Raw genomic sequence first — 19,508 nt, forward strand, 5'->3', positions numbered from 1 at the left:
CTCCCCCGGGATCAAGATCCTTTCCACCGTAGGAGGGGGTCCGGGCAGCCACAAGGGCCTCTTCGGCCACGGAAATCAATTGTTCAGCCGCCCGGATCAGGGCTGCTGAACAATCCGCGAGCCGGTGGACTGCTGCCGTACCCGGTCGCCGCAGGGCCCGGACGACTCGCACCGCCCACCTCCACCTCTCCCCCTGGGGGCCGGTGGGACGCGGGTCGACCGGGCCCCGGCGATCGGCGTCACCACAGCGCCACGCACAACCCACACGCACCGCACCGCACCGCACACAGACCGCGTACGCCACGTACGTACGCCTCACGACGGGGCGCGCGCCACGGCTCCGGCCGCGGTCGCGCCTTCCACAGGAGCAGAGTTGTTCACACCGGCACACAGGCCTCGACGCGCCGCGGGGGCCCTCGCCCTCGCCACCGCCGTCGTCGCCCTCAGCACGGGGCTGACCGGCCCCGCCGGGGCGGCGCCCGCCGCCTCCCCCACGAAGAACACCCCGGCCGCCCGGACCACGGGCGCCCCCGTGACCGTCACGCTGATCACCGGCGACCGGGTGACCGTGAACGGCAGCGGCGCCGTCGTACGCTTCGAGCCCGGCAAGGGCCGTGAACGCGTACCGGTCGAGATCGAACGGGCCGGCGACCGCACCCTGGTCCTGCCCGCCGACGCCCGCGCCCTGCTCGCCGCGGGCAAGCTGGACCGGCGCCTCTTCGACGTCACCACGCTCGCCGACCCGACCCTGCGCGCACTGCACCGCGGCGGACTCGGCCTGATCGTCCAGTACGAGGGCGCCGCCGGGGCGGCTCGCACGGAACTGCGGTCCGCCGCCGGCAACGGGGCGCGGCGCACCCTCCCGACCGTCAACGCCGAAGCCGTCAAGGCCTCGACCGCCGACGCCACGAAGGTCTGGGAGGCCCTGACGAACCCCACGGCCCGCGGAGTCCGGGCCGCCGGCGCCGGCATCGGCAAGGTCTGGCTGGACGGAGTGCGCCGGGCGAGCCTGGACAAGAGCACGCGGCAGATAGGCGCCGACCGGGCCTGGCAGGCCGGGTTCGACGGCACGGGCGTGAAGATCGCCGTACTGGACACCGGTGTCGACAAGACCCACGAGGACCTGAAGAGCCAGGTCGTCGGGGAGAAGAACTTCTCCGACTCCCCCGACGCCGCGGACCGCGTCGGCCACGGCACCCACGTGGCCTCCATCGCGGCCGGGACCGGGGCCGCGTCCGGCGGAGCACTCAAAGGCGTCGCGCCCGGCGCCAAGGTGATCAGCGGCAAGGTCCTCGACGACCGCGGGTACGGCACCGATTCCGCGCTCATCGCGGGCATGGAGTGGGCCGTCGCGGAGGGTGCGGACGTGGTCAACCTCAGCCTCGGAAGCCGGGACTTCCCCGGCGTCGACCCGGTCGAGGCCGCCGTCGACCGGCTGTCGGCGGAGAAGGGCGTCCTGTTCGCCGTCGCCGCGGGCAACAACGGCGCCGGCGAATCGACGGTCGGCTCGCCCGGCAGCGCCGACGCCGCCCTGACCGTCGGCGCCGTAGACGCCAAGGACGTCCTCGCGGACTTCTCCAGCAGGGGCCCGCGCGTCGGCGACGGCGCGGTCAAGCCCGACCTCACCGCACCCGGCGTGGGCATCACCGCCGCGGCGGCCCCGGGCAGCAGGCTCGACACCGCTCCCGGGGCCCAGCACCCGGCCCCGGGTTACCTGCAGCTCAACGGCACTTCCATGGCCACCCCCCACGTGGCCGGAGCGGCGGCGCTGCTGAAGCAGAAGAACCCCGGCTGGACCGCGACCGAGCTCAAGGGCGCGCTGACCGCGTCCACGAAGGACGGCGCGACGGGCGTCCAGCAGCAGGGCACCGGCCGCATGCAAGTGGACAAGGCCCTCGCCCAAACGGTGATGACGGAACAGCCGTCGCTGTCCCTCGGCACGGCCCAGTGGCCGCACGCCGACGACGTGCCGCTCACCCGGAAGGTCACCTACCGCAACCTCGGCACCACCGACATCACCCTCGACCTCGCGGTGACCGGCACCGATGCCCAGGGCAAGCCCGCCCCGGCCGGGTTCTTCGCGCTCGGCGCCGACAAGGTGACCGTGCCCGCCGGTGGCCGGGCCACGGTCGATCTGACCGCCGACACCCGGCTCGGCGCCACCGACGGCGCCTTCTCCGCCTACGTCACCGCCACCGGCGGCGGCCAGTCGGTCCGTACGGGCGCGGCGGTCGTCCGCGAGGCCGAGGCGTACGACGTCACCATCGCGACCGTCGACCGCGACGGATCGGCCGCCCGCGCGTTCTCCCACTCCCTGTTCGGAATCGCGGGAGCTGCCGACGGCGTCTGGGTGGGCGTCAGCAATGAGGCCGGCCCCAGCACCCTCCGTGTCCCCAAGGGCACCTACGCCCTCCACGGCGCCGTGTACCAGGACGAGTCGGACCTCACCCAGGGCGTCGACTGGCTGGTCCAGCCCCGGCTGGAAGTCTCCGGAGCCACCACGGTCACGGTCGACGCGCGCACCGCGAAGCCGGTGGACATCACCGTTCCCGGTCTGACCACGGCCGACTTCGCCCTGCCGTACTACCAACAGGCGGTCGGGGACGGCCACCTCGGCAACGGCTGGGTCCTCCCCAAGGGGTACACCGGGTTCCGCTCGGCCCACATGGGGCCGGCCGTGACCGACGGCTCGCTCACGCAGAGCTGGCAGGCGACGTTCCTCAAGGACCCGGCCACCCAGTACTCCGTCGCCCTCGGCGGCGTGACGAAGCGCCTCGCCACCGGGTACACGCGGCACATAAGGGCGTCCGGGCTGGCGAAGCTCTCCGTGGACATGGGGGCGCCCCTCCCCGGCAAGTCCGGCTTCGCCTACGCCGCCCCCACCCTGCCCGGCATGCGTGAAGGCGATCTCTACGGAGGCTTCCAGCCCGCTCCCGGCACCCGTACGATCCTGCTCTCCGCCCTCGACGGCGCGGCCTGGCGGAGCGGGTTCTGGCAGCTCGGCGCCCCCGACGCAGACGGAAACCAGCGCGTCGAGGCGGACCAGGCCGCTCTGGAACCGAAGCGCTACGCGGCCGGCTCCTCCCACCGCGAGACCTTCAACACCGGAGTCTTCTCACCCCTCCTGGGCACGGGCCTGGGCGCGTTCCGCACCGCACCCGACCCGGAGACGGGCGAGCAGACCATCACCGCCTCGGTGCCCCTCTTCGGCGACGGCGCGGGACACGCCGGCTCCTCGGCCCTCACCAAGGCCGCCACCACCCTGTACCGGGACGGAGTCAAGGTCGCCGAGAGCGAGGACCCGCTGAGCGGTTGGGACCCCTTCACGGTCGACGGCGCCGACGCCGAGTACCGGCTGACCACCTCCGTCGAGCGGTCCCCGGACGTCTCCCCCGTCTCCACCCGCGTCGACACGAGCTTCACCTTCCGCTCCGGCCAGGTCGCCGGCCGCACCGCGCTCCCGGTCTCCACGGTGCGCTTCCACGCCCCGCTCGACAGCGCCTCCCGCGCCCCGGCCGGCAAGGTCACCCGGATCCCCGTGACCGTGCAGGGCGCGGCCTCCGGGAAGAACCTCAAGTCGCTGACCATCTCCGTGAGCGAGGACGGCGGCACGACCTGGAAGCGCGTCACGGTCACCGACGGCGCGTTCTCCGTCCGGAACCCCGCGAAGGACCAGGGGATCTCCTTCCGGGCCCGGGTCACCGACAAGCAGGGCAACGTCTCCGAGGTCACGATCGTCAACGCCTACCTGGGCAAGTGATCCGTCGTCCCTGAGCCGACAGCTGCACGGGAGGCCGGACCTCGGTTCCCCTGAAAGCGCCCGCCCCGCTCCGCCACGAAACGTGCCGGGGCGGGGCGGGCCCCTTCCCGTATCCGGCCGGACGGACGCCACTGCCCCGCCGCTTTCGTTTTCGCCCGTCCACCAGGTACTTTCGGCACAGTCCATGCCAGGTCGGGTCTCGGGAGGTCTCGGTGTCGGCGCCCGACGAAGGTCCGGGCGCACGCGAGCAGGAACCGACCCGGCTGCGTGTGCTGATCGCGGACGACAGCTTCCTGATCCGGGAGGGGCTGAGGCGGCTCCTGGAGCTCAGTGACGCCGTCGAGGTCATCGGCACCTGCGCCGACGAACCCTCGACCGTCGCCGCCGTCGCCGCGGCCCCGCCGGACGTACTGCTCTGCGACATCCGGATGCCGCCGTCGTTCACCGACGAGGGAGTGGCCCTGGCCGACGGCCTGCGGCTCTCGCATCCGGACGTCGCCGTGGTCCTGCTGAGCCAGGAACGGCACGTCGACCTGGCGGCCCGACTGCTGGAGTCGGGAGCGTCGGGTCGCGGCTACCTCCTCAAGGACCGCGTCCACGACCTCGACCTGCTCGTCTCCGCCGTGCGATCGGTGGCCAGGGGCGAGTGCCACATCGACTCCGCACTCGTCGAGGACCTGGTGCACCGGCGCCGGACCCGGGCCTCTGCCCTCGACGCCCTCACCCCGCGCCAGCGCCAACTCCTCGCGGACGTCGCCGAGGGCAGGAGCAACGCCGCCATCGCCCGCGACCGCTTCCTCTCCGTGCGGGCCGTCGAGAAGCACGTCAGTGAGATCTTCGGCCGGCTCGGTCTCACGGGTGACGCCGATGTCAGCAGGCGCGTACGGGCCACGCTCCTGTATCTCGACACGCACCGGCGATGACCGCAGCCGTGCTCGCAACGGTCGGCGTGGTCCTGGTGCTGCTGGCCGCGGCACTCCTCGGACGGCGCCCGCAGGACCGGCGGCTCGCGTGCCTGCTGGCCCTGCTGTGCGCGGCGTACGCGGTGCGCGGGCTCGGCGCCTCGGACAACCCGTGGGCCTTCGGCCTGGGCAGGGCCCTGGGGCAGATCGCCGAGTTCGTCCTCGTCTGGGTGATGCTGAGCTTCCCCACCGGACGGCTCCGGTCCCGGGCCGATCGTGTCATCGTGGCCTTGAGCGGCTTCAGCGCCACGGTGCTGTGGCTGCCGACCGTCCTGTACTCGGCCACGGTGCCCCTTCCGGGCCCGCTCGTTCCGTGCGCCCCGGACTGCCCGCGCAACGCGCTCCTCATAGAGGATCTCCCGCAGGTCGCCGACGGATTCCTCACGGCCTTCCGCTGGCTGAGCGCCGCGATCCTGCTCGCGGCCGCGCTCTCCCTCCTGGAGCGGCTGGTCCGCTCCAGTCCGGGCGCCCGCCGGACGCTGGCACCGCTGCTCGTCGTGTCCATCCTGCGCACCCTGGCCGTAGCCGTGTTCGTCGTCACGAACGGTGCGCTGCCGTCGGGGCAGGTGCTGGTGCCGTTGTTCTGGGCGGTTCCCCTCGCCATGCTCCTCGGTCTGCTGCTGGCCCGTCTGCACGCGGCCGGCGTACTCCTGCGACTGGTGTCGGGGCTCCAGCGCCGGCCGGACGCGGACGCGCTGCGCCTGGTCATGGCAACGGCCCTGCGGGATCCCGGCCTCGGCATCTTCTACTGGCTGGCGGACCGCTCCCGGTGGGCGGACTCCGCAGGGGTCCTCCACCGCGATGTCCCGGTGTCCCGTCCCGGGCAGGCCGTGACCCCCGTCGACGGAAGCGACGGGCAGCCGCTCGCGTGCGTCGTGCACGACGAGGTGCTGCTGGACCAGCCGGCGCTGCTGACGGCCGTCACCCAGAGCGTCCGGATGGCGCTGGAGACCAACCGGGACGCGGCGGAGCTGGCGCTCTCGGGGGCGCGGATCGCCGACGCGCACAGCAGCGCGCGCCGGGTGATCGAGCGCGATCTGCACGACGGTGCCCAGCAGCGGCTCATCGCACTGCGGATGAAGGTCAGCGTCCTCACGCGACTGCTGCCGCAGGACGCGCGGCGCGCCGCGCAGCTGGCCGGGGAACTCGGCCCGGACGTGGACGCCGCCCTGCGGGAGATCCGGGACGTCGCCCACGGCACCGGTCCCTGGATGCTGGACGCGGAGGGGCTGGCCGTCGCCCTCTCCGACGCGATCGGACGGTTCCCGGAGACGGTGTCCCTGAGGGCCGAGGGCATCGGCCGGTATCCCGGTGCGCTGGAGCGCGCGGTGTACTTCACCTGCGTGGAAGCCGTGCAGAACGCCGTCAAGCACGCGGGGCCGAGCTGTACGGTCGTCGTCGAGCTGACGGACGACGGGCGCCGCCTGTCGTTCTCGGTGCGGGACGACGGACCCGGCCTGTCGCCCGCAAACCCGTCACCGTCACCGTCACAGTCCGGGGGGTCACCCGACGGCCCGGCCGGATCCCGTGGAACACACGGCATGGGTCTGGCCAACATGCGCGCCCGCATGGCGGCGTGCGGCGGAGAGGTGAGCATCGCCGGACGCCCGAGCGGAGGCACCGAGGTGTGCGGTCACGTCCCGCTGCGGCCAGAGGGCTCCTGACCCGGCGGACCCCGTTCGGTTCCGCACCCCCGCGTTCCCCGCCGGCAAAGACACCAGAAAACCGAACCCCCCTGGTGCGGGCCACTGCCTTGGGCGGCCCTCCGGCTTCGGCGAGGCTTCGGCCGACGACGAAGTCAGGAGACCTCCATGCTCAACCGCGTGCACAAGCGATGGCTCGTCCCGGTGGCGGCCGCTGCCCTAGCCGGAGCGCTGGCCGCCGCAATGCCCGCCGCCTCGGCGGACACCCCGTCCCCGCAGGCAGACCACGTGCCGAAGCCGGCCGCAACTGCCCCGTCCCTGATCGGGGGGCCCGGCAGCGACTGCTTCTGGTACTACGGCGGGATCGGTGCGGATCCCCTCTTCAACATCGCTTATCCCGACGCCGGCGCCGTCTACTGGGCCGCCTACTACCGCCGCCCCGCGGGATCGAAGCTGACGCTGGAAGGCACCTACCCGCACGCGCGGTACTTCTCCTTCATCTCCTACGACCGCCTCGGCCAACCGGTGGACAGCATCGCGGACTACCAGATCGCACCGGACCAGGGCTCCGCCAATCCGTACTCCCCCGGGGCCCGGCGCAACACTCCCGCGAAGAAGCGCGACTACACGGTGTCGTTCGACCATGCGGCCAACTTCGACGCGGCCACCGGGAAGCCCGAGTTCACCATCCGCGACCCGCGCAACGACGAACCGCAGCGCAACGCCCTGCGCACCATCCCCACGGCCTCCCTCGGCCAGACGCCCCTGGGCGTCGAGACCGGTTCGGACGGCGTCCGGTACGAGACCGACCTCGTCCTCATGCGCGTGTACGTCCCGGACCGCGGCAAGGACATCACCGGCGGCGTCGGGATGCCCCGGCCGGCCCTGACCCTCGCCGACGGGACGAAACTGACCGGCCAGGCCGCCTGTGACGCGATGGACTCCGAGTCGAAGGACCACGCCCGCCTCAACAACGGCGCCACCCGTCTGCCGGACCCGTCATCGATGACCCTGAGCGAGGCCACGTACAGCGCCCTGCGCTATCCCGACCGGATCCCCGACAGCGCCGACATGCTGCCGAACACGCCGGGCGTCCAGGTGCAGGTCTTCCCGCCGGCCGGTCCGAAGACACCGAAGTCCTACCCGAGTCCGCCGCCCGGCGTGCTGTTCCAGACCAAGCGCGCGGTGGGCCCCGCCTTCCCCGCCGCGTACACGCCCGGCAAGGGTCAGGGAACCTCGCGGACGACCAAGTGGACGGCCCAGTACGACCGCTCGTACCTGCTGCAGACCTGGACCGGTGACGACGCGGTCGGAGCGAATCCCGCACCCGGCCGGACGGGCGGCGGATTCTTTCCGAACATCCACAACAACTACATGCGCACCGTCCTGAACGGCAAGCTCGGCCAGGTGGCCGTCGTCAAGGGCAAGCTGCCGACCGCCGCCTCCACACATGACCGCGACCCCGTCATGGGCTCCGGCCAGGTGCGCTACGCCTCGTTCTGCGTCAACGAGTCCGTGTACACCACCCGCGTCATGGGCTGCGCGTACGACGAAGAGGTACCGGTGGACAGGAACGGCAACTACACGGTCGTCGTCAGCCTGGGCCAGGACCGGCCGCAGAACGCCCGCAAGGCCTGCGGGGTCGCCTACATCGAACGGACGGCCCGGGGAGACGGCTATCAGGACCAGGACTTCGCCTGGTTCCAGATCCGGAACATGCTGCCCGACACCGGCTTCCAGCAGGCGGTCCAGAACACCAAGGTCCCCGGGGACGAGGCCACGGCGATGGGCTCCTACCTGCCCGACGTCACGTACATGAGCACGGACCAGTTCGAGGCGGGGGGCTGCGCGCGCGGCTGACGCCCACCGCTGACGAGGGCTCCCCGGCACCGCGCCGGGGAGCCCTTCCGGTTGCCGCGGCAGCACGGCACGGCACCGAGGTCCTCGACCAGGACGTCTCCCCGAGCTCCATCACAAGGCGGCGGTCGCTCCGCGTCGACCCGCCCTCCCTTGATGCCCAGTTGGCGCACCGAGGTGACCGGGCCCTGCGGCCGGACTTGCGGGACTTTCTTCGCGCGCCAAGGAAGCCGGCTGCCCGAAGACACGACCCGGAGCCGGCGGCCGACAACGTTTCCATTGCGTCAGGGGCCAATCCAGCCAAAAGACTTCCGGCGTGATGCGACATGTGAAATTTTACATGTCACACATCAATCGCCCGTGTTCCCAACACGCGGCCACAGCGGCCCCGGAGGCCCCCGCAGATGCATCCCTTCCGGATATCGAAGGCCACCGCGCGCAGACTTCCCGCACTGGGCGCAGTCGTCTTCCTCGCGCTCGGCCTGCTCGCGCCACAGAGCCAGGCCGCCTCCGCCGGCGCCACGACCCCCGCCGGTGCGTACGCACGGGGAACCGCGGCCACGGCGCCGCGGTCGATCCCGGTCCCCAAGTCCCCCGATGCGATGAGCAACGGCTCCCGCTTCCGCATCTCCTCGCAGGACAGTGCCGAGGAGTCCGCCACCGCCCCCGCGCCGACCGTGAAGCCCGTACAGCCGGCCAAGTCCGGCAAGGACGCCCGGCGGTCCTCGGGGGCCGCTGCCGCAGACGAGTGCGGCGACCTCTCCGGCGTGATCAACGCGACCGGCAGCGCCCTGGTCCAGCAGCTCAAGGCGCTCCCCCGGATCTCCTGTACGTACCCGCTGTTCAGCCTCACCGGGGAGAACGCGCGGAGGGCCTTCAACGAAGCCCAGATGGTGACCGTCGCCAACGCGCTGCGCGACGCGTCCGCCACCTACTCGGGCGGCAACAGCGCCGCGGTCGGGCAGTTGGTGCTGTTCCTGCGGGCCGGCTACTACGTGCAGGACAACAACGCGGACGCCGTCGGCCCCTACGGCTCGGCGCTCGACGGCGCCGCGCTCGGCGCGCTGGACGCCTTCTTCGCCTCCCCGCGCAGCAAGGACGTCACGGACGCCAACGGTGAGATCCTGAACGAGGTCGTCACCCTGATCGACAGCACCCACGCCGCCGGCCGCTACGCGGGCGTCGTCAAGTGGATGCTCGGCAGCTACGACGGCGCGTGGCCCGGCCAGATGAACCTCGCGATGCAGCACGTCGAGTGGGTCGTCGACAACGGCTTCAAGGCCAAGAACGACGACCGCGGCTGGCGGGCCGCCCTCAAGGCCGACCCCGCCATCCTCGACACCTGGGCCGGATTCATCACGCGCAACAGCGCGCAGCTCAACCGTCTGGACGTCGTCAGCAACGTCGGCCGCTTCCTCGGCCACGCCCTCGACGTCCCCGAGCTCAAGGAGCGGGTCCGCCCGCTGCTGAAGGACCTGATCAACCGCTACCCGAACGTCGGCCCCACCGCGCCGATCACCATGAACCTGGGCTGGTACACGCGCCAGTACGACAGGAACAACTGCGCGGCCTACGCCATCTGCGACCTGGGCGAGCGCGTGCTCCCGGTGATCCTGCCGATCCAGCACACGTGCACCCCGGGCCTGAAGATCCGCGCCCAGGACATGTCCCCCGGGCAGCTGGCGAGCACCTGCACCAGCCTGGTCAACCAGGACGCCTACTTCCACCGGGTCATCGGCGACAAGGGTGCGATCCCCGGTGACGTGAACACCAACCTCGAGGTCGTCGTCTTCGACGACTACACCAACTACTCGCTGTACGCCTGGGCCATCTACAACATCGACGTCGACAACGGCGGCATGTACGAGGAGGGCAACCCGGCCGCCGCCGGCAACCAGGCCCGCTTCATCGCCCACGAAGCCCACTGGCTGCGACCGGACTTCCAGATCTGGAACCTCAACCACGAGTACACCCACTACCTCGACGGCCGCTACAACATGGCCGGCGACTTCGAGGCCGGCATCGTGACGCCGACCATCTGGTGGGTCGAGGGCATCGCCGAGAACATCTCCTTCGGCTACCGGGGCGAGCGCAACGCCGACGCGATCGCCGAGGCCGGCAAGGGGACCTACAAGCTCAGCGACCTCTTCGACACCGTCTACGGCCAGGACGCCGACCCCGAGGTCAACTCGAACCGGGTCTACCGCTGGGGCTTCCTGGCGGTCCGCTACATGCTCCAGGCCCACCCCGCCGACGTCGAGACCGTACTGGGCAAGTACCGCGCCGGCGACTGGAACGGTGCCCGCACCTTCCTGAAGCAGACCATCGGCACCACCTACGACGCCGGCTTCGCCACCTGGCTGACGACCGCCTGCGCGACCAACGACTGCGGCCCCCTGCCCGAGGCCTCCACCACCCCGCTGTGCACGAGCAGCGACCCCCGTCAGTTCGACAAGAACTGCCGCCGGGACAACCTCGCGGCCACCGCCGGGAACTACAGCTACCACTTCGTGTACCTGCCGGCCGGCGTCAGGCAGCTGACCATCACCAGCAGCGGCGGCTCCGGCAATGCCGACCTGTACTACGGCGGCAGCAGCTGGGCCACCACGAGCAGCTACCAGGCGAAGTCCACCAGCGCCGGCAACGGCGAGACCCTGACGGTGGACAACCCGCCTTCCGGTTGGGTGTACTTCAGCCTCGCCGCCGCACAGGACTTCAGCGGGGTGAGCGTCTCCACCCAGTCCAAGTGAGCCGCCCCATCGGCTGACCGAAGCCCCAGGTCGATGACCTGGGGCTTCTTGGCCGTCCACGCGGGAGGTCTCAGCAGGTGAGGGTGACCTCGTGGACCACGGGACTGGCCGCACGGGGGTACGAGGCCACGGCGAAGGTGCCGCGGACGGTCGAACCGCACGGAACGGTGGCGGCGGGAGCGCGCACCTCGAGGGTGGCGGCGGTGAAGAGGAGCGGCTTCGCCTGCGCGGAGAGCGTGGCGGCTCCGACGAGCTCCACGGACAAGGTGGTGAGCAGTTCCTTGGCCGCGGGTTGCGGGCTGCCCGGGGAGGGCGTAGAGGGCGGGCCGGCAAGTCCGACCTTCCCGTAGAACGTGACGGTCGTGCCGGTGATCTCCGCGCACACCCGCGTCGCCAGACCCGCTTGGAGGCCGGAGTTCCCGCAGGAGGTGACCGTCTCGGCCGTCTCGGCCGGCGGGGCGGCGGCGGTGGCCGGGGTGATCGTGCAGACGGCCAGAGTCACGGCGCCGGCTGCGAGGAGGGCTAAGCGGTTCATCGCGGTTCGTTCTCCTTGTGATGGGGCGCCGTCCAAGGGTTCCCGGTCGGCGCTTATGTCATGTGATATTTCACATGACACTAGAACGGAGCGTGTTCACGATCTGAACTCCACCAGGCTTCGTCACGACACTCTCGATGCGGATCCGGCACTGCCGATGGTGGATGATCGGCGGGGCTGCTTTTGACTTCCGGAGGATCCACATGACTGCCTACGACCCGGCCACCGTGAAACTGAGCCCCCATCCGCAGGTGCGCGACCAGGGCATCAGGTACGAGGAGTCGGACGGCACGGAGAGCACCGACATGAACGGATCGCCCTGCTTGTTGCTGGACTACCGGGGCCGCGTCAGCGGTGCGTGGCACCGCACCGTCCTCATCCACGCGAAGGACGGCGACTGCCATCTGATCGTGGCCTCCAACGGGGGCGCCGCCAAGCACCCGATGTGGTTCGCGAGCGTCGAGGCCAACCCCGAGGTGCACGTACGGGTACTGGGCGAACGCTTCCGGGCACGCGCCGAAGTCCTGCCCGCGGAGGAGAAGGCCAGGGTATGGCCGCTCCTGCTCTCCGTATTCCCCCGGTACGAGCAGTACCAGAAGGGAACCGACAGGGACATCCCGGTTCTCCGGATCAGCCGGGCCTGAAGCCGGCGGGAACCGTGCTGCATCCGGGTGGACTTCGGCGCCCGGACCAATTCACAAGGCCGTGCGCACCGAAGAGGGGCTGGACGTGTCGCGGCTGTCGTGACACGCCAGGACGTCTCCCTCCAGGAGTGCTCATGCATGCTCGGTTCCTGCCCGCTCTCGTCTGCACCGCCGCTGCCACCGCTCTGGCGGTACCCGCTCTCGCCAGTGCCGACAGCCATCGGCCCGCGGAGCGGATCGCGGCCCACACGGCGCTGCACGCGATCGGGCTGACCTCTGATCAGCGGCTCGTCGAGTTCGACGTCGACAAGCCGGGCAAGACTTCGGACCTGGGGAGGCTGTCCGGCCTGTCCGGGGACATGAAGATCGTCGGGATCGACTTCCGCGTCCAGAACGAGAAGCTCTACGGCGTCGGCGACCGGGGCGGCATCTACACGCTCAGCACCGAGTCCGCGCGCGCGGTCAAGGTGTCCCAGTTGACCGTGGCGCTCGCAGGCCGGTCCTTCGGCGTCGACTTCAACCCCGCGGCGAACCGGCTGCGGGTCATCAGCGACACGGGACAGAACCTGCGCCACAACATCGACGACGCGGCCGCGCCCCTCACGACGACCGCGGACGGAACGCTCACCAACCCCACCGCACCGCCCTCCACCGCACTCGGCGTGACCGGGGCCGCGTACACCAACAACGACCTCGACGCGGTAACCGCGACCACCCTGTTCGACCTCGACACCATGGCCGACCGGGCCTCGATCCAGTCCCCGGCCAACGCCGGCACCCTCGCCCCCACCGGGAGCCTCGGAGTCGACGCAGGACCCGAGGCCGGCTTCGACATCTACTACAGCCCCGGGAAGTCCACCAACAGCGGCTACGCGGCGCTCGGCAGCGCAGGTGCCCAGCGGCTGTACGGGATCAACCTGCTGACCGGCGCGGCGCGCGACCTCGGCGCCTTCCCGAAGAACCGGCAGGTCACCGACATCGCCCTGCCGCTCGACCAGCACTGACACACGGTCCGGGGCCGCACCACCGGTGCGGCCCCGCCCACAAGGCGCGCAGCGACCGCCGGCTCCGCGCCGTCATCGACGGCTGCGCCCATGCGGAGTTGCGGGCCGGGACTCCGGACGGTGGGCCCATCAACGGTGGACGCGTCACACGATCTGCCGGGCAAGCCCTAGGCGGACCTGCGGCGCAGCGCCCGTACCCCGAAGAAGATCGCGAGCGCGACGATGACGAGGAGCACGATGACGAGGAGGATCTTGAAGAACCCGCCGCTCTTCTTCTTGCTCTTCTTTTTCTTCTTGTTGCCGGTGGTGGCCTGGACCTGGGACGACGTCGGCGCGCGAAGTACGGTCACCGCGCCGACGCCCGCCAGGAGCGGGCCCTGCGGGTGGGCCGCAGCCGCGGGAGCCTGCCGGACGGCCGACGCGGCCGACGCCGCTGCCGTGGCGGTCGCCGCCGGGCCGAGCAGGAGCCCGGCGAGCACGAAGAGCGGTACCAGCGCGGACATCGCCGTACGGGAACGCTTCCTCGAAGTGCGATAGTTTGCCACTTTATCCCCCTTTTGTTCGATGCCCCGGCAGGGCCCGGCGGAACCGGACGGAAGGGGCCTTGCAGCATCGTCCGCGAGTCCGGCCGCCCGGGCAAGGAAATGAGCAGGGCAACACCCCTTACTCCGCTTCCTCCGCGCGCGGCCAGAACCGTCCTTCGAGGGCCTCGGCGCTGCGGTTGAGCCGGACCAGGACGTCCTCCAGCTCCCGCACTTCCTCGGGGGACCAGCCTGCGACCACCCGGGCCAGGCAGGACCGGTTGACCTCGCGGTCCTCGGCGAGCCGGCGCCCGCCTTCGACGGTGATGCGCAGCTTGCGCGCCATGCCGCCTTCCGGGTCCGGGACGCGTTCGGCCAGTCCCCAACGCAGCAGCGCGGCCGTCTGGCGGTTCACGGTCGAGGTGTCGAGCCCGAAGGCCTCCGACAACTGCCCGATGGACATGGGGCCTTGCGTGTCGATCCGGCTGAGCAGCAGGTACGCCGAGCGCTCCAGGCGCTCGGGGTCGCGCTCCCGCCGGGCAAGCACCTGGTGCCGCGAGAGCAGCATCAGCTCCCGCTCCAGTTTCTCCAGCACTGCGCCTCCCACTCCTTCCGGCGCTCCATTATCGCGAACCCCTCCACCCGGGGAACGGCGGCCCCCGCACGGGTCCGGCTGCAATATGCATGATACATAGCCTGTGTACTATGCACTCCTCGTTGCCACCCGACGAGCCGCAGTCTCAACCCGGAGGACCCGCATGACCGTCACCACGGCAACCGCCTCACGCGCGGCCGAGATCCTGTCCCGGCCCGTCGCCCTGAACGGCCTGACCGTCCCCAACCGCATCGCGATGGCGCCCATGACGCGGATGTTCTCCCCCGACGGCGTACCCGGCGAGGACGTGCAGGCGTACTACGCCAGCCGGGCCGCCGCGGGTGTGGGCTTGATCATCACCGAGGGCACCTACGTCGGTCACGACTCCGCCGGGCAGAGCGACCGGGTGCCGCGGTTCCACGGCGAGGACCAGTTGGCGGGGTGGGCGAAGGTCGCCGCGGCCGTGCACGAGTCGGGCGGCACGATCGTGCCCCAGCTGTGGCACATAGGCATGGTGCGCAAGCAGGGCGAGGCGCCGTACGCCGAGGCACCCGCCGTCGGCCCCTCCGGCATCCGCGTCGACGGCACCGAGGGGACCGGCAGGGCGATGACCCGCACCGACCTCGACGACGTCATCGGCGCGTTCGCCGACGCCGCCGCGGAGGCCGTGCGCATCGGTTTCGACGGCGTCGAGCTGCACGGCGCCCACGGCTACCTGATCGACCAGTTCCTGTGGGAGCGGACCAACCGCCGCACCGACGCCTACGGCGGCAACGCGGTGGACCGTACGAAGTTCGCCGCAGAGGTCGTGACCGCGGTCCGCGAACGCGTCCCGGCCGACTTCCCGGTGATCTTCCGCTACTCCCAGTGGAAGCAGGAGGCCTACGACGGACGGCTCGCGCAGACCCCGGAGGAGCTGGAGGCCATCCTGGCCCCGCTGACGGAGGCCGGCGTCGACGCGTTCCACGCCTCCACCCGGCGCTACTGGCTCCCGGAGTTCGAGGGCTCGGACCTGAACCTGGCGGGCTGGACCAAGAAGCTCACCGGCCGGCCGGCCATCACCGTCGGCTCGGTCGGCCTCGACGGAGACTTCCTCCGCGCCTTCGCCGGCGAAGGCGCGGCGCTCGGCGACATCGACGACCTCCTGGACCGCATGGAACGCGACGAGTTCGACATGGTCGCCGTCGGCCGGGCACTGCTCCAGGACCCGCAGTGGGCGGCGAAGGTCCTCGGCAACCGCTTCGACGAACTGAAGCCGTACGACGCGGCGTCGCTCAAGTCCCTCAGCCGATAGCCCGCGGCCCCGGCCCGCAGCCGGACTCCGTCCGGAGGGACGGCCGGAAGGACGGACGACCCGAGAACGCCGCGCCACATCGTTCAGCCGATGTCGCGCGGCGTTCGCGCTCGAGCGCATGGTCATCGGGTGAGTGCGCAAGGTGAATCCCCCGGTGTGGAAGCTGTTGGCGGGCTCGAAGCTGATCAGCGTCCCCAAGCCCCGGGCAACGGATTACCCGATGCCGAGGAGGAGTTGGTCTGCCCATGTGAACGCGGTATGTGGATACTCACGAGAAGCACACCGCTGCCCCACCCCACGACTTCCGGCCCCCTGCTCGTCGGTCTGTCCGGAGTGAGCCGACGGCCGTGCCCCAAAAGAGGGGGATCGAGTATGGAAGACAGCCTGCGTGATCTGCTGATCAACCTTGCCGCAGCCGTCATCGCCTTCGCCGCTGGTGCTTCCCGGCGGAGGGTCTTCTTCAACCTCAGGACAAGAGTGCTGAGAGGTTTCTGGAAGCCGATCCTGAGCGGGGGCTTCTGGGTCGCCGTGGGCAGTTTCATGGAGGATGAGTACTACCGCAGGGAACGGGCGGGATTTGCCGGTCTCGGCGACATCGAGGCCTATCTGAAGCTCAAGAGCCAGCTCCACCGCAGCGGCTTCCGCGACTTCGACCTGGGACCCGGCCACCAGGTCTCGAACGAACAGCGCAACTCGAACCTGATCCTCATAGGCGGGCCGCACTCCAACCCCCTGACGGCTCAGGTGATGGGGAGCCTGACCACCACGCTCCGGTTCGGCGAGGCGAGCAGGCCCGAAGGGAAGGACAGCGCCATCTACGACAGCCGACTGAACACGGTCACGGACTGCCGGGTGGATGCGGGCGAAAGGCTCCAGTCCGATCAGGGGCTCATCATCCGGTGCGCCAACCCCTTCGCCCCGGAGAAGACGGTGCTGATCCTGGCGGGTTCGTGGGGCTACGGCACCACCGCCGCAGCGCACCTGATCGAAAGCGGCGACTTCCTCAACCACCCGATCGTCAGGTCGAAGGACCCCTTCGAGGCCTTCTTCAGCTGCCGAATCGTGGACGGCGCGATCGGCGAGATCACGCTCGACAGCGTACGTCGGCTGACCCGGTAGCCAGGGGACTCCACCAGAACAGGGCCGGTTACGGCGGGCAGCCCGGTCAAGGAGCGAGTGTCCGGCCGTCCGAGGGCGACGCCGACGGCGCAGCCGGTTCAGCTTCTGTTCATGCCGAGCACGCAATGCCTCCCTACCCTCCCCCTGTCCAGCATGCACAGTGGAAGGGAAACCCGGTGTCCTTCACCGCTTCTGTCCGTACGGCCGTCCTGCCCGCCGCGGCGTTGGCCGCACTGGTCGTACCCGCCGCGCCGGCGCACGCGGCGTCCGTCTCCGTCACCGCGAGCGTGGAGACCGCGCCCGTCTCGCACAGCGGGGACGCCGCCGACGACCCGGCGATCTGGGTTCACCCGACCGACCCCGCCAAGTCGGTGGTCGTCGCCACGGACAAGAAGGGGGCGCTGGAGGTCTACGACCTGTCCGGCGCCCGCATCCAGCGGATCAGCGGCGACTACGGCAACAACGTCGACCTGCGCGGCAACATCGTCGTCTCCGCGGACGACGAGGCCGCCGGCGGCAACGGCGCCATGCACGTCTACCGCATCGACCCCGTGACCCGACAGCTGGGGCACCTGAAGGACGTACCCACCGAGGTCACCGCCCACGGCATCTGCCTCTACACCTCCCCGGCCTCCGGAAAGCTGTACGCCTTCCCCAACTCCACCTCGGGCCGGGTCGAGCAGTGGGAACTCGACGTGAACGGCGACACGGTGAACGCGGCCTCGGTCCGCCTGTGGGACGCGGGTTCCGCCGTCGAGGGCTGCTACGCCGACGAGAGCACCGGCAAGCTCTACCTCGGCGAGGAGGACGTCGGCGTCTGGGTGTACGGCGCCGAGCCCACCGCCGGCACCTCGCGCACCAAGCTCGACTCCACCGGATCCGGCGGCCACATCACCGCCGACGCCGAGGGAATCGCCGCCGCGGGCAACCGGATCTACGTCTCCTCCCAGGGCAGCAACGACTTCACCGTCTACGACCGCACCACCCGCGCCTACCTCGGCCGCTTCTCCGTCGCCGGCGGCACCGCGGCCGACGACTGCGAGGACACCGACGGCATCGACGCCACCGCGGCCAACCTCGGTCCGGCCTTCCCCCAGGGCGTCTTCATCTGTCAGGACGGCTCCAACGGCGCCCCCGCCACCAGTGGGAACCAGAACTTCAAGTTCGTGCCGCTCCAGCGCATCACCGCGCACTTCGCCTGAGCACCCGTAGCGCACCGGGGTCGGCGGCGCCGTCAGGGCCTGGTTTCGAGGGTGATCTCGATGCCCCGGATGGTGAAGTGGCGGGAGGGGCGCAGGCCCGCGGCCCGGATCGCCTGTTCCTGGGTGGCGGCGGCCCGATCGGCTGCCGGCCGGGCCGCCGGGGAGAGGTGGGTGCACATGACGTGCCACACCCGGGGGGCGCGTTCCAGGCGGTACGCGAGGGTGGCCGGGTCGGTGCGCGCGTCGTCCAGCGCGTCGGCCGCAGCGGCGGTGCGGGAGCGGCCGAGGTCGGCACGCCGGGTGAACGCCTCCTGGTAGGCGGTGGAGATCAGGCCGCAGCGGGCGCCGCTGAACAGGACGGTGTCACCCGGGGAGCCGTGGACGCGCAGGATCCGCACGACGGCCAGGCTGTCCCAGGGACGGCTCTGCTCCAGCCGGATCGCGCGGTGGGAGAAGGCCAGGGGCGCGGCCACCGCCAGGATGAGCGCGACCCGGGCCCACCAGGGCAGGGTGAGGATTCCCGCGGCGAACAGCAGGGTCAGCGCGGGCAGGCAGAAGAGCAGGTAGCGGTAGGCGAAGACGGGTTGGGCCAGGGTCGCCAGGGCGAGGAGGGCCGGGGGTACGGACAACCACGGCACGGCCACGGCCCGGATCAGGGTCGGGCTCGTACGCCGTCGCACGACCAGGGCTCCCAGGGCGGCCAGTGTCGCGCCGATGAGCAGAAGCTTGAACGAGGTCAGGAGGGTGTCCTGGCCGGGGAACAGCAGCCAGGAGAAGAGGGCCGCGGGGGTGCCGAGGGAGACCGGCGGGGACTCCCCCACGGCGGAACTCTGCGTCAGGGCCAGGACGACCAGGGGTGCCACGGCCGCGACGGCCGCTGCCTGGGCGGCGGCCAGGCGGAGGACCGTACGGCGCCGGGGACGGATCCAGGCCACGGTGACGGCATGCGCGGCGAGCAGCAGCAGCCCGATGATGTTGAACCAGCCGAGCAGCGCCAGCAGCACCGCGTACGCGACCGGCCACCGCCGCCGGCCGTCCCCGCCCAGGATCCGGGCCAGTGCTCCGGTGGCCAGGACGGCCGCCGCCATGACGAAGACGAACGAGCGCCCTTCCTGCGCGTAGCGGGACGCCGTCGGCGCCACCGCGAGGGCCAACCCCGCACACGCGCCGAGGCGGGGTCCGCCGAGCGCCCGGCCCGTCCACACCGTCCCGGCCACGGCGACGGCGACGGCCGCCGCCGACGGGACCCGCATCGTGAACTCGGTGACCGAGGTGACCTGCCCCACCAGGTGCATCAGTACGTAGTGCAAGCCGTGCACCGCGTCGACGCGACCCAGCAGCGCGAACAGCTCCGACCACGACCGCCGCGCCACGTCCATGGTGACGATCTCGTCCGTCCACGGGGACGGGCCCGTGATCCCCCACATCCCCAGCGCGAACGCGAGCAGCGGCATCGCCCACCCGGCCACGCGCATCGAGCCGACGGATCGGGGAGCCGCCCGCCGGCCGGATGCGGCGGATGCGGCGGATGCGGCGGATGCGGCGGATGCGGCCGGCGAGGGAAGGGGCGTCACGACGTCCCCTTCATCAGCAGCACCACACGGTACGTCGGCGTCACCGGA

14 protein-coding genes are annotated in these 19,508 nt (G+C 71.2%); 10 read left to right on the forward strand and 4 right to left on the reverse strand.

The window, feature by feature from the left end; all coding sequences use genetic code 11:
* The first annotated feature begins 373 nt into the window (after positions 1 to 373).
* The 5 genes from ACODT5_RS04295 (at position 374) to ACODT5_RS04315 (ending at position 10,972) form a co-directional block, all read left to right on the forward strand.
* On the forward strand, positions 374 to 3,760 hold the full coding sequence (locus ACODT5_RS04295; RefSeq protein WP_422517848.1) for a S8 family peptidase: 3,387 nt from the start codon (positions 374 to 376) through the stop codon (positions 3,758 to 3,760).
* Positions 3,761 to 3,972: 212 nt separating this feature from the next.
* Entirely contained in the window at positions 3,973 to 4,683 is a 711-nt protein-coding gene (locus ACODT5_RS04300; RefSeq protein ID WP_422517849.1) for a response regulator transcription factor, read from the forward strand.
* Positions 4,680 to 6,386 carry a sensor histidine kinase gene (locus tag ACODT5_RS04305; protein WP_422517850.1) on the forward strand — a complete coding sequence of 569 codons (1,707 nt, stop codon included), beginning with the start codon at positions 4,680 to 4,682 and terminating at the stop codon, positions 6,384 to 6,386. Before ACODT5_RS04300 ends, ACODT5_RS04305 begins: the two co-directional genes overlap by 4 nt.
* Positions 6,387 to 6,533: 147 nt before the next feature.
* Complete coding sequence (locus tag ACODT5_RS04310; RefSeq protein ID WP_422517851.1) at positions 6,534 to 8,225, forward strand: hypothetical protein; 1,692 nt, start codon at positions 6,534 to 6,536, stop codon at positions 8,223 to 8,225.
* Between the two features lie 401 nt (positions 8,226 to 8,626).
* On the forward strand, positions 8,627 to 10,972 hold the full coding sequence (locus ACODT5_RS04315) for a M9 family metallopeptidase (RefSeq protein WP_422517852.1): 2,346 nt from the start codon (positions 8,627 to 8,629) through the stop codon (positions 10,970 to 10,972).
* Between the two features lie 70 nt (positions 10,973 to 11,042).
* Here the strand turns inward: ACODT5_RS04315 and ACODT5_RS04320 are convergent, their stop codons facing one another.
* Positions 11,043 to 11,507: a hypothetical protein gene (locus ACODT5_RS04320; protein ID WP_422517853.1), complete on the reverse strand. Its 465-nt coding sequence runs from the start codon at positions 11,505 to 11,507 to the stop codon at positions 11,043 to 11,045.
* Between the two features lie 203 nt (positions 11,508 to 11,710).
* Between ACODT5_RS04320 and ACODT5_RS04325 the strand changes: the two genes are divergently transcribed.
* Together ACODT5_RS04325 and ACODT5_RS04330 are read left to right on the forward strand one after the other, a co-directional pair.
* Entirely contained in the window at positions 11,711 to 12,151 is a 441-nt protein-coding gene (locus ACODT5_RS04325; protein ID WP_422517854.1) for a nitroreductase family deazaflavin-dependent oxidoreductase, read from the forward strand.
* A 134-nt stretch (positions 12,152 to 12,285) separates the two neighbouring features.
* Positions 12,286 to 13,155: a DUF4394 domain-containing protein gene (locus ACODT5_RS04330; RefSeq protein ID WP_422517855.1), complete on the forward strand. Its 870-nt coding sequence runs from the start codon at positions 12,286 to 12,288 to the stop codon at positions 13,153 to 13,155.
* Between the two features lie 167 nt (positions 13,156 to 13,322).
* Here the strand turns inward: ACODT5_RS04330 and ACODT5_RS04335 are convergent, their stop codons facing one another.
* Entirely contained in the window at positions 13,323 to 13,700 is a 378-nt protein-coding gene (locus tag ACODT5_RS04335; RefSeq protein WP_422517856.1) for a hypothetical protein, read from the reverse strand.
* Positions 13,701 to 13,818: 118 nt separating this feature from the next.
* On the reverse strand, positions 13,819 to 14,244 hold the full coding sequence (locus ACODT5_RS04340) for a MarR family winged helix-turn-helix transcriptional regulator (RefSeq protein WP_422519547.1): 426 nt from the start codon (positions 14,242 to 14,244) through the stop codon (positions 13,819 to 13,821).
* 190 nt (positions 14,245 to 14,434) lie between these two features.
* Between ACODT5_RS04340 and ACODT5_RS04345 the strand changes: the two genes are divergently transcribed.
* The 3 genes from ACODT5_RS04345 to ACODT5_RS04355 all read left to right on the forward strand — a co-directional run bounded on the left by ACODT5_RS04345 (position 14,435) and on the right by ACODT5_RS04355 (position 17,886).
* Positions 14,435 to 15,565, forward strand: coding sequence for an NADH:flavin oxidoreductase (locus tag ACODT5_RS04345; RefSeq protein WP_422517857.1), 1,131 nt, complete (start codon positions 14,435 to 14,437; stop codon positions 15,563 to 15,565).
* A 372-nt stretch (positions 15,566 to 15,937) separates the two neighbouring features.
* On the forward strand, positions 15,938 to 16,684 hold the full coding sequence (locus tag ACODT5_RS04350; protein ID WP_422517858.1) for a hypothetical protein: 747 nt from the start codon (positions 15,938 to 15,940) through the stop codon (positions 16,682 to 16,684).
* Between the two features lie 176 nt (positions 16,685 to 16,860).
* The gene (locus tag ACODT5_RS04355; protein WP_422517859.1) at positions 16,861 to 17,886 is read left to right on the forward strand and encodes a phytase; all 1,026 of its coding nucleotides are present in this window, start codon (positions 16,861 to 16,863) and stop codon (positions 17,884 to 17,886) included.
* Between the two features lie 32 nt (positions 17,887 to 17,918).
* Here the strand turns inward: ACODT5_RS04355 and ACODT5_RS04360 are convergent, their stop codons facing one another.
* Complete coding sequence (locus ACODT5_RS04360) at positions 17,919 to 19,460, reverse strand: glycosyltransferase family 39 protein (RefSeq protein WP_422517860.1); 1,542 nt, start codon at positions 19,458 to 19,460, stop codon at positions 17,919 to 17,921.
* Positions 19,461 to 19,508 lie beyond the last annotated feature (48 nt).

The sequence above is a fragment of the Streptomyces tatrensis genome (genome assembly GCF_049310065.1).
Lineage (GTDB): Bacteria > Actinomycetota > Actinomycetes > Streptomycetales > Streptomycetaceae > Streptomyces.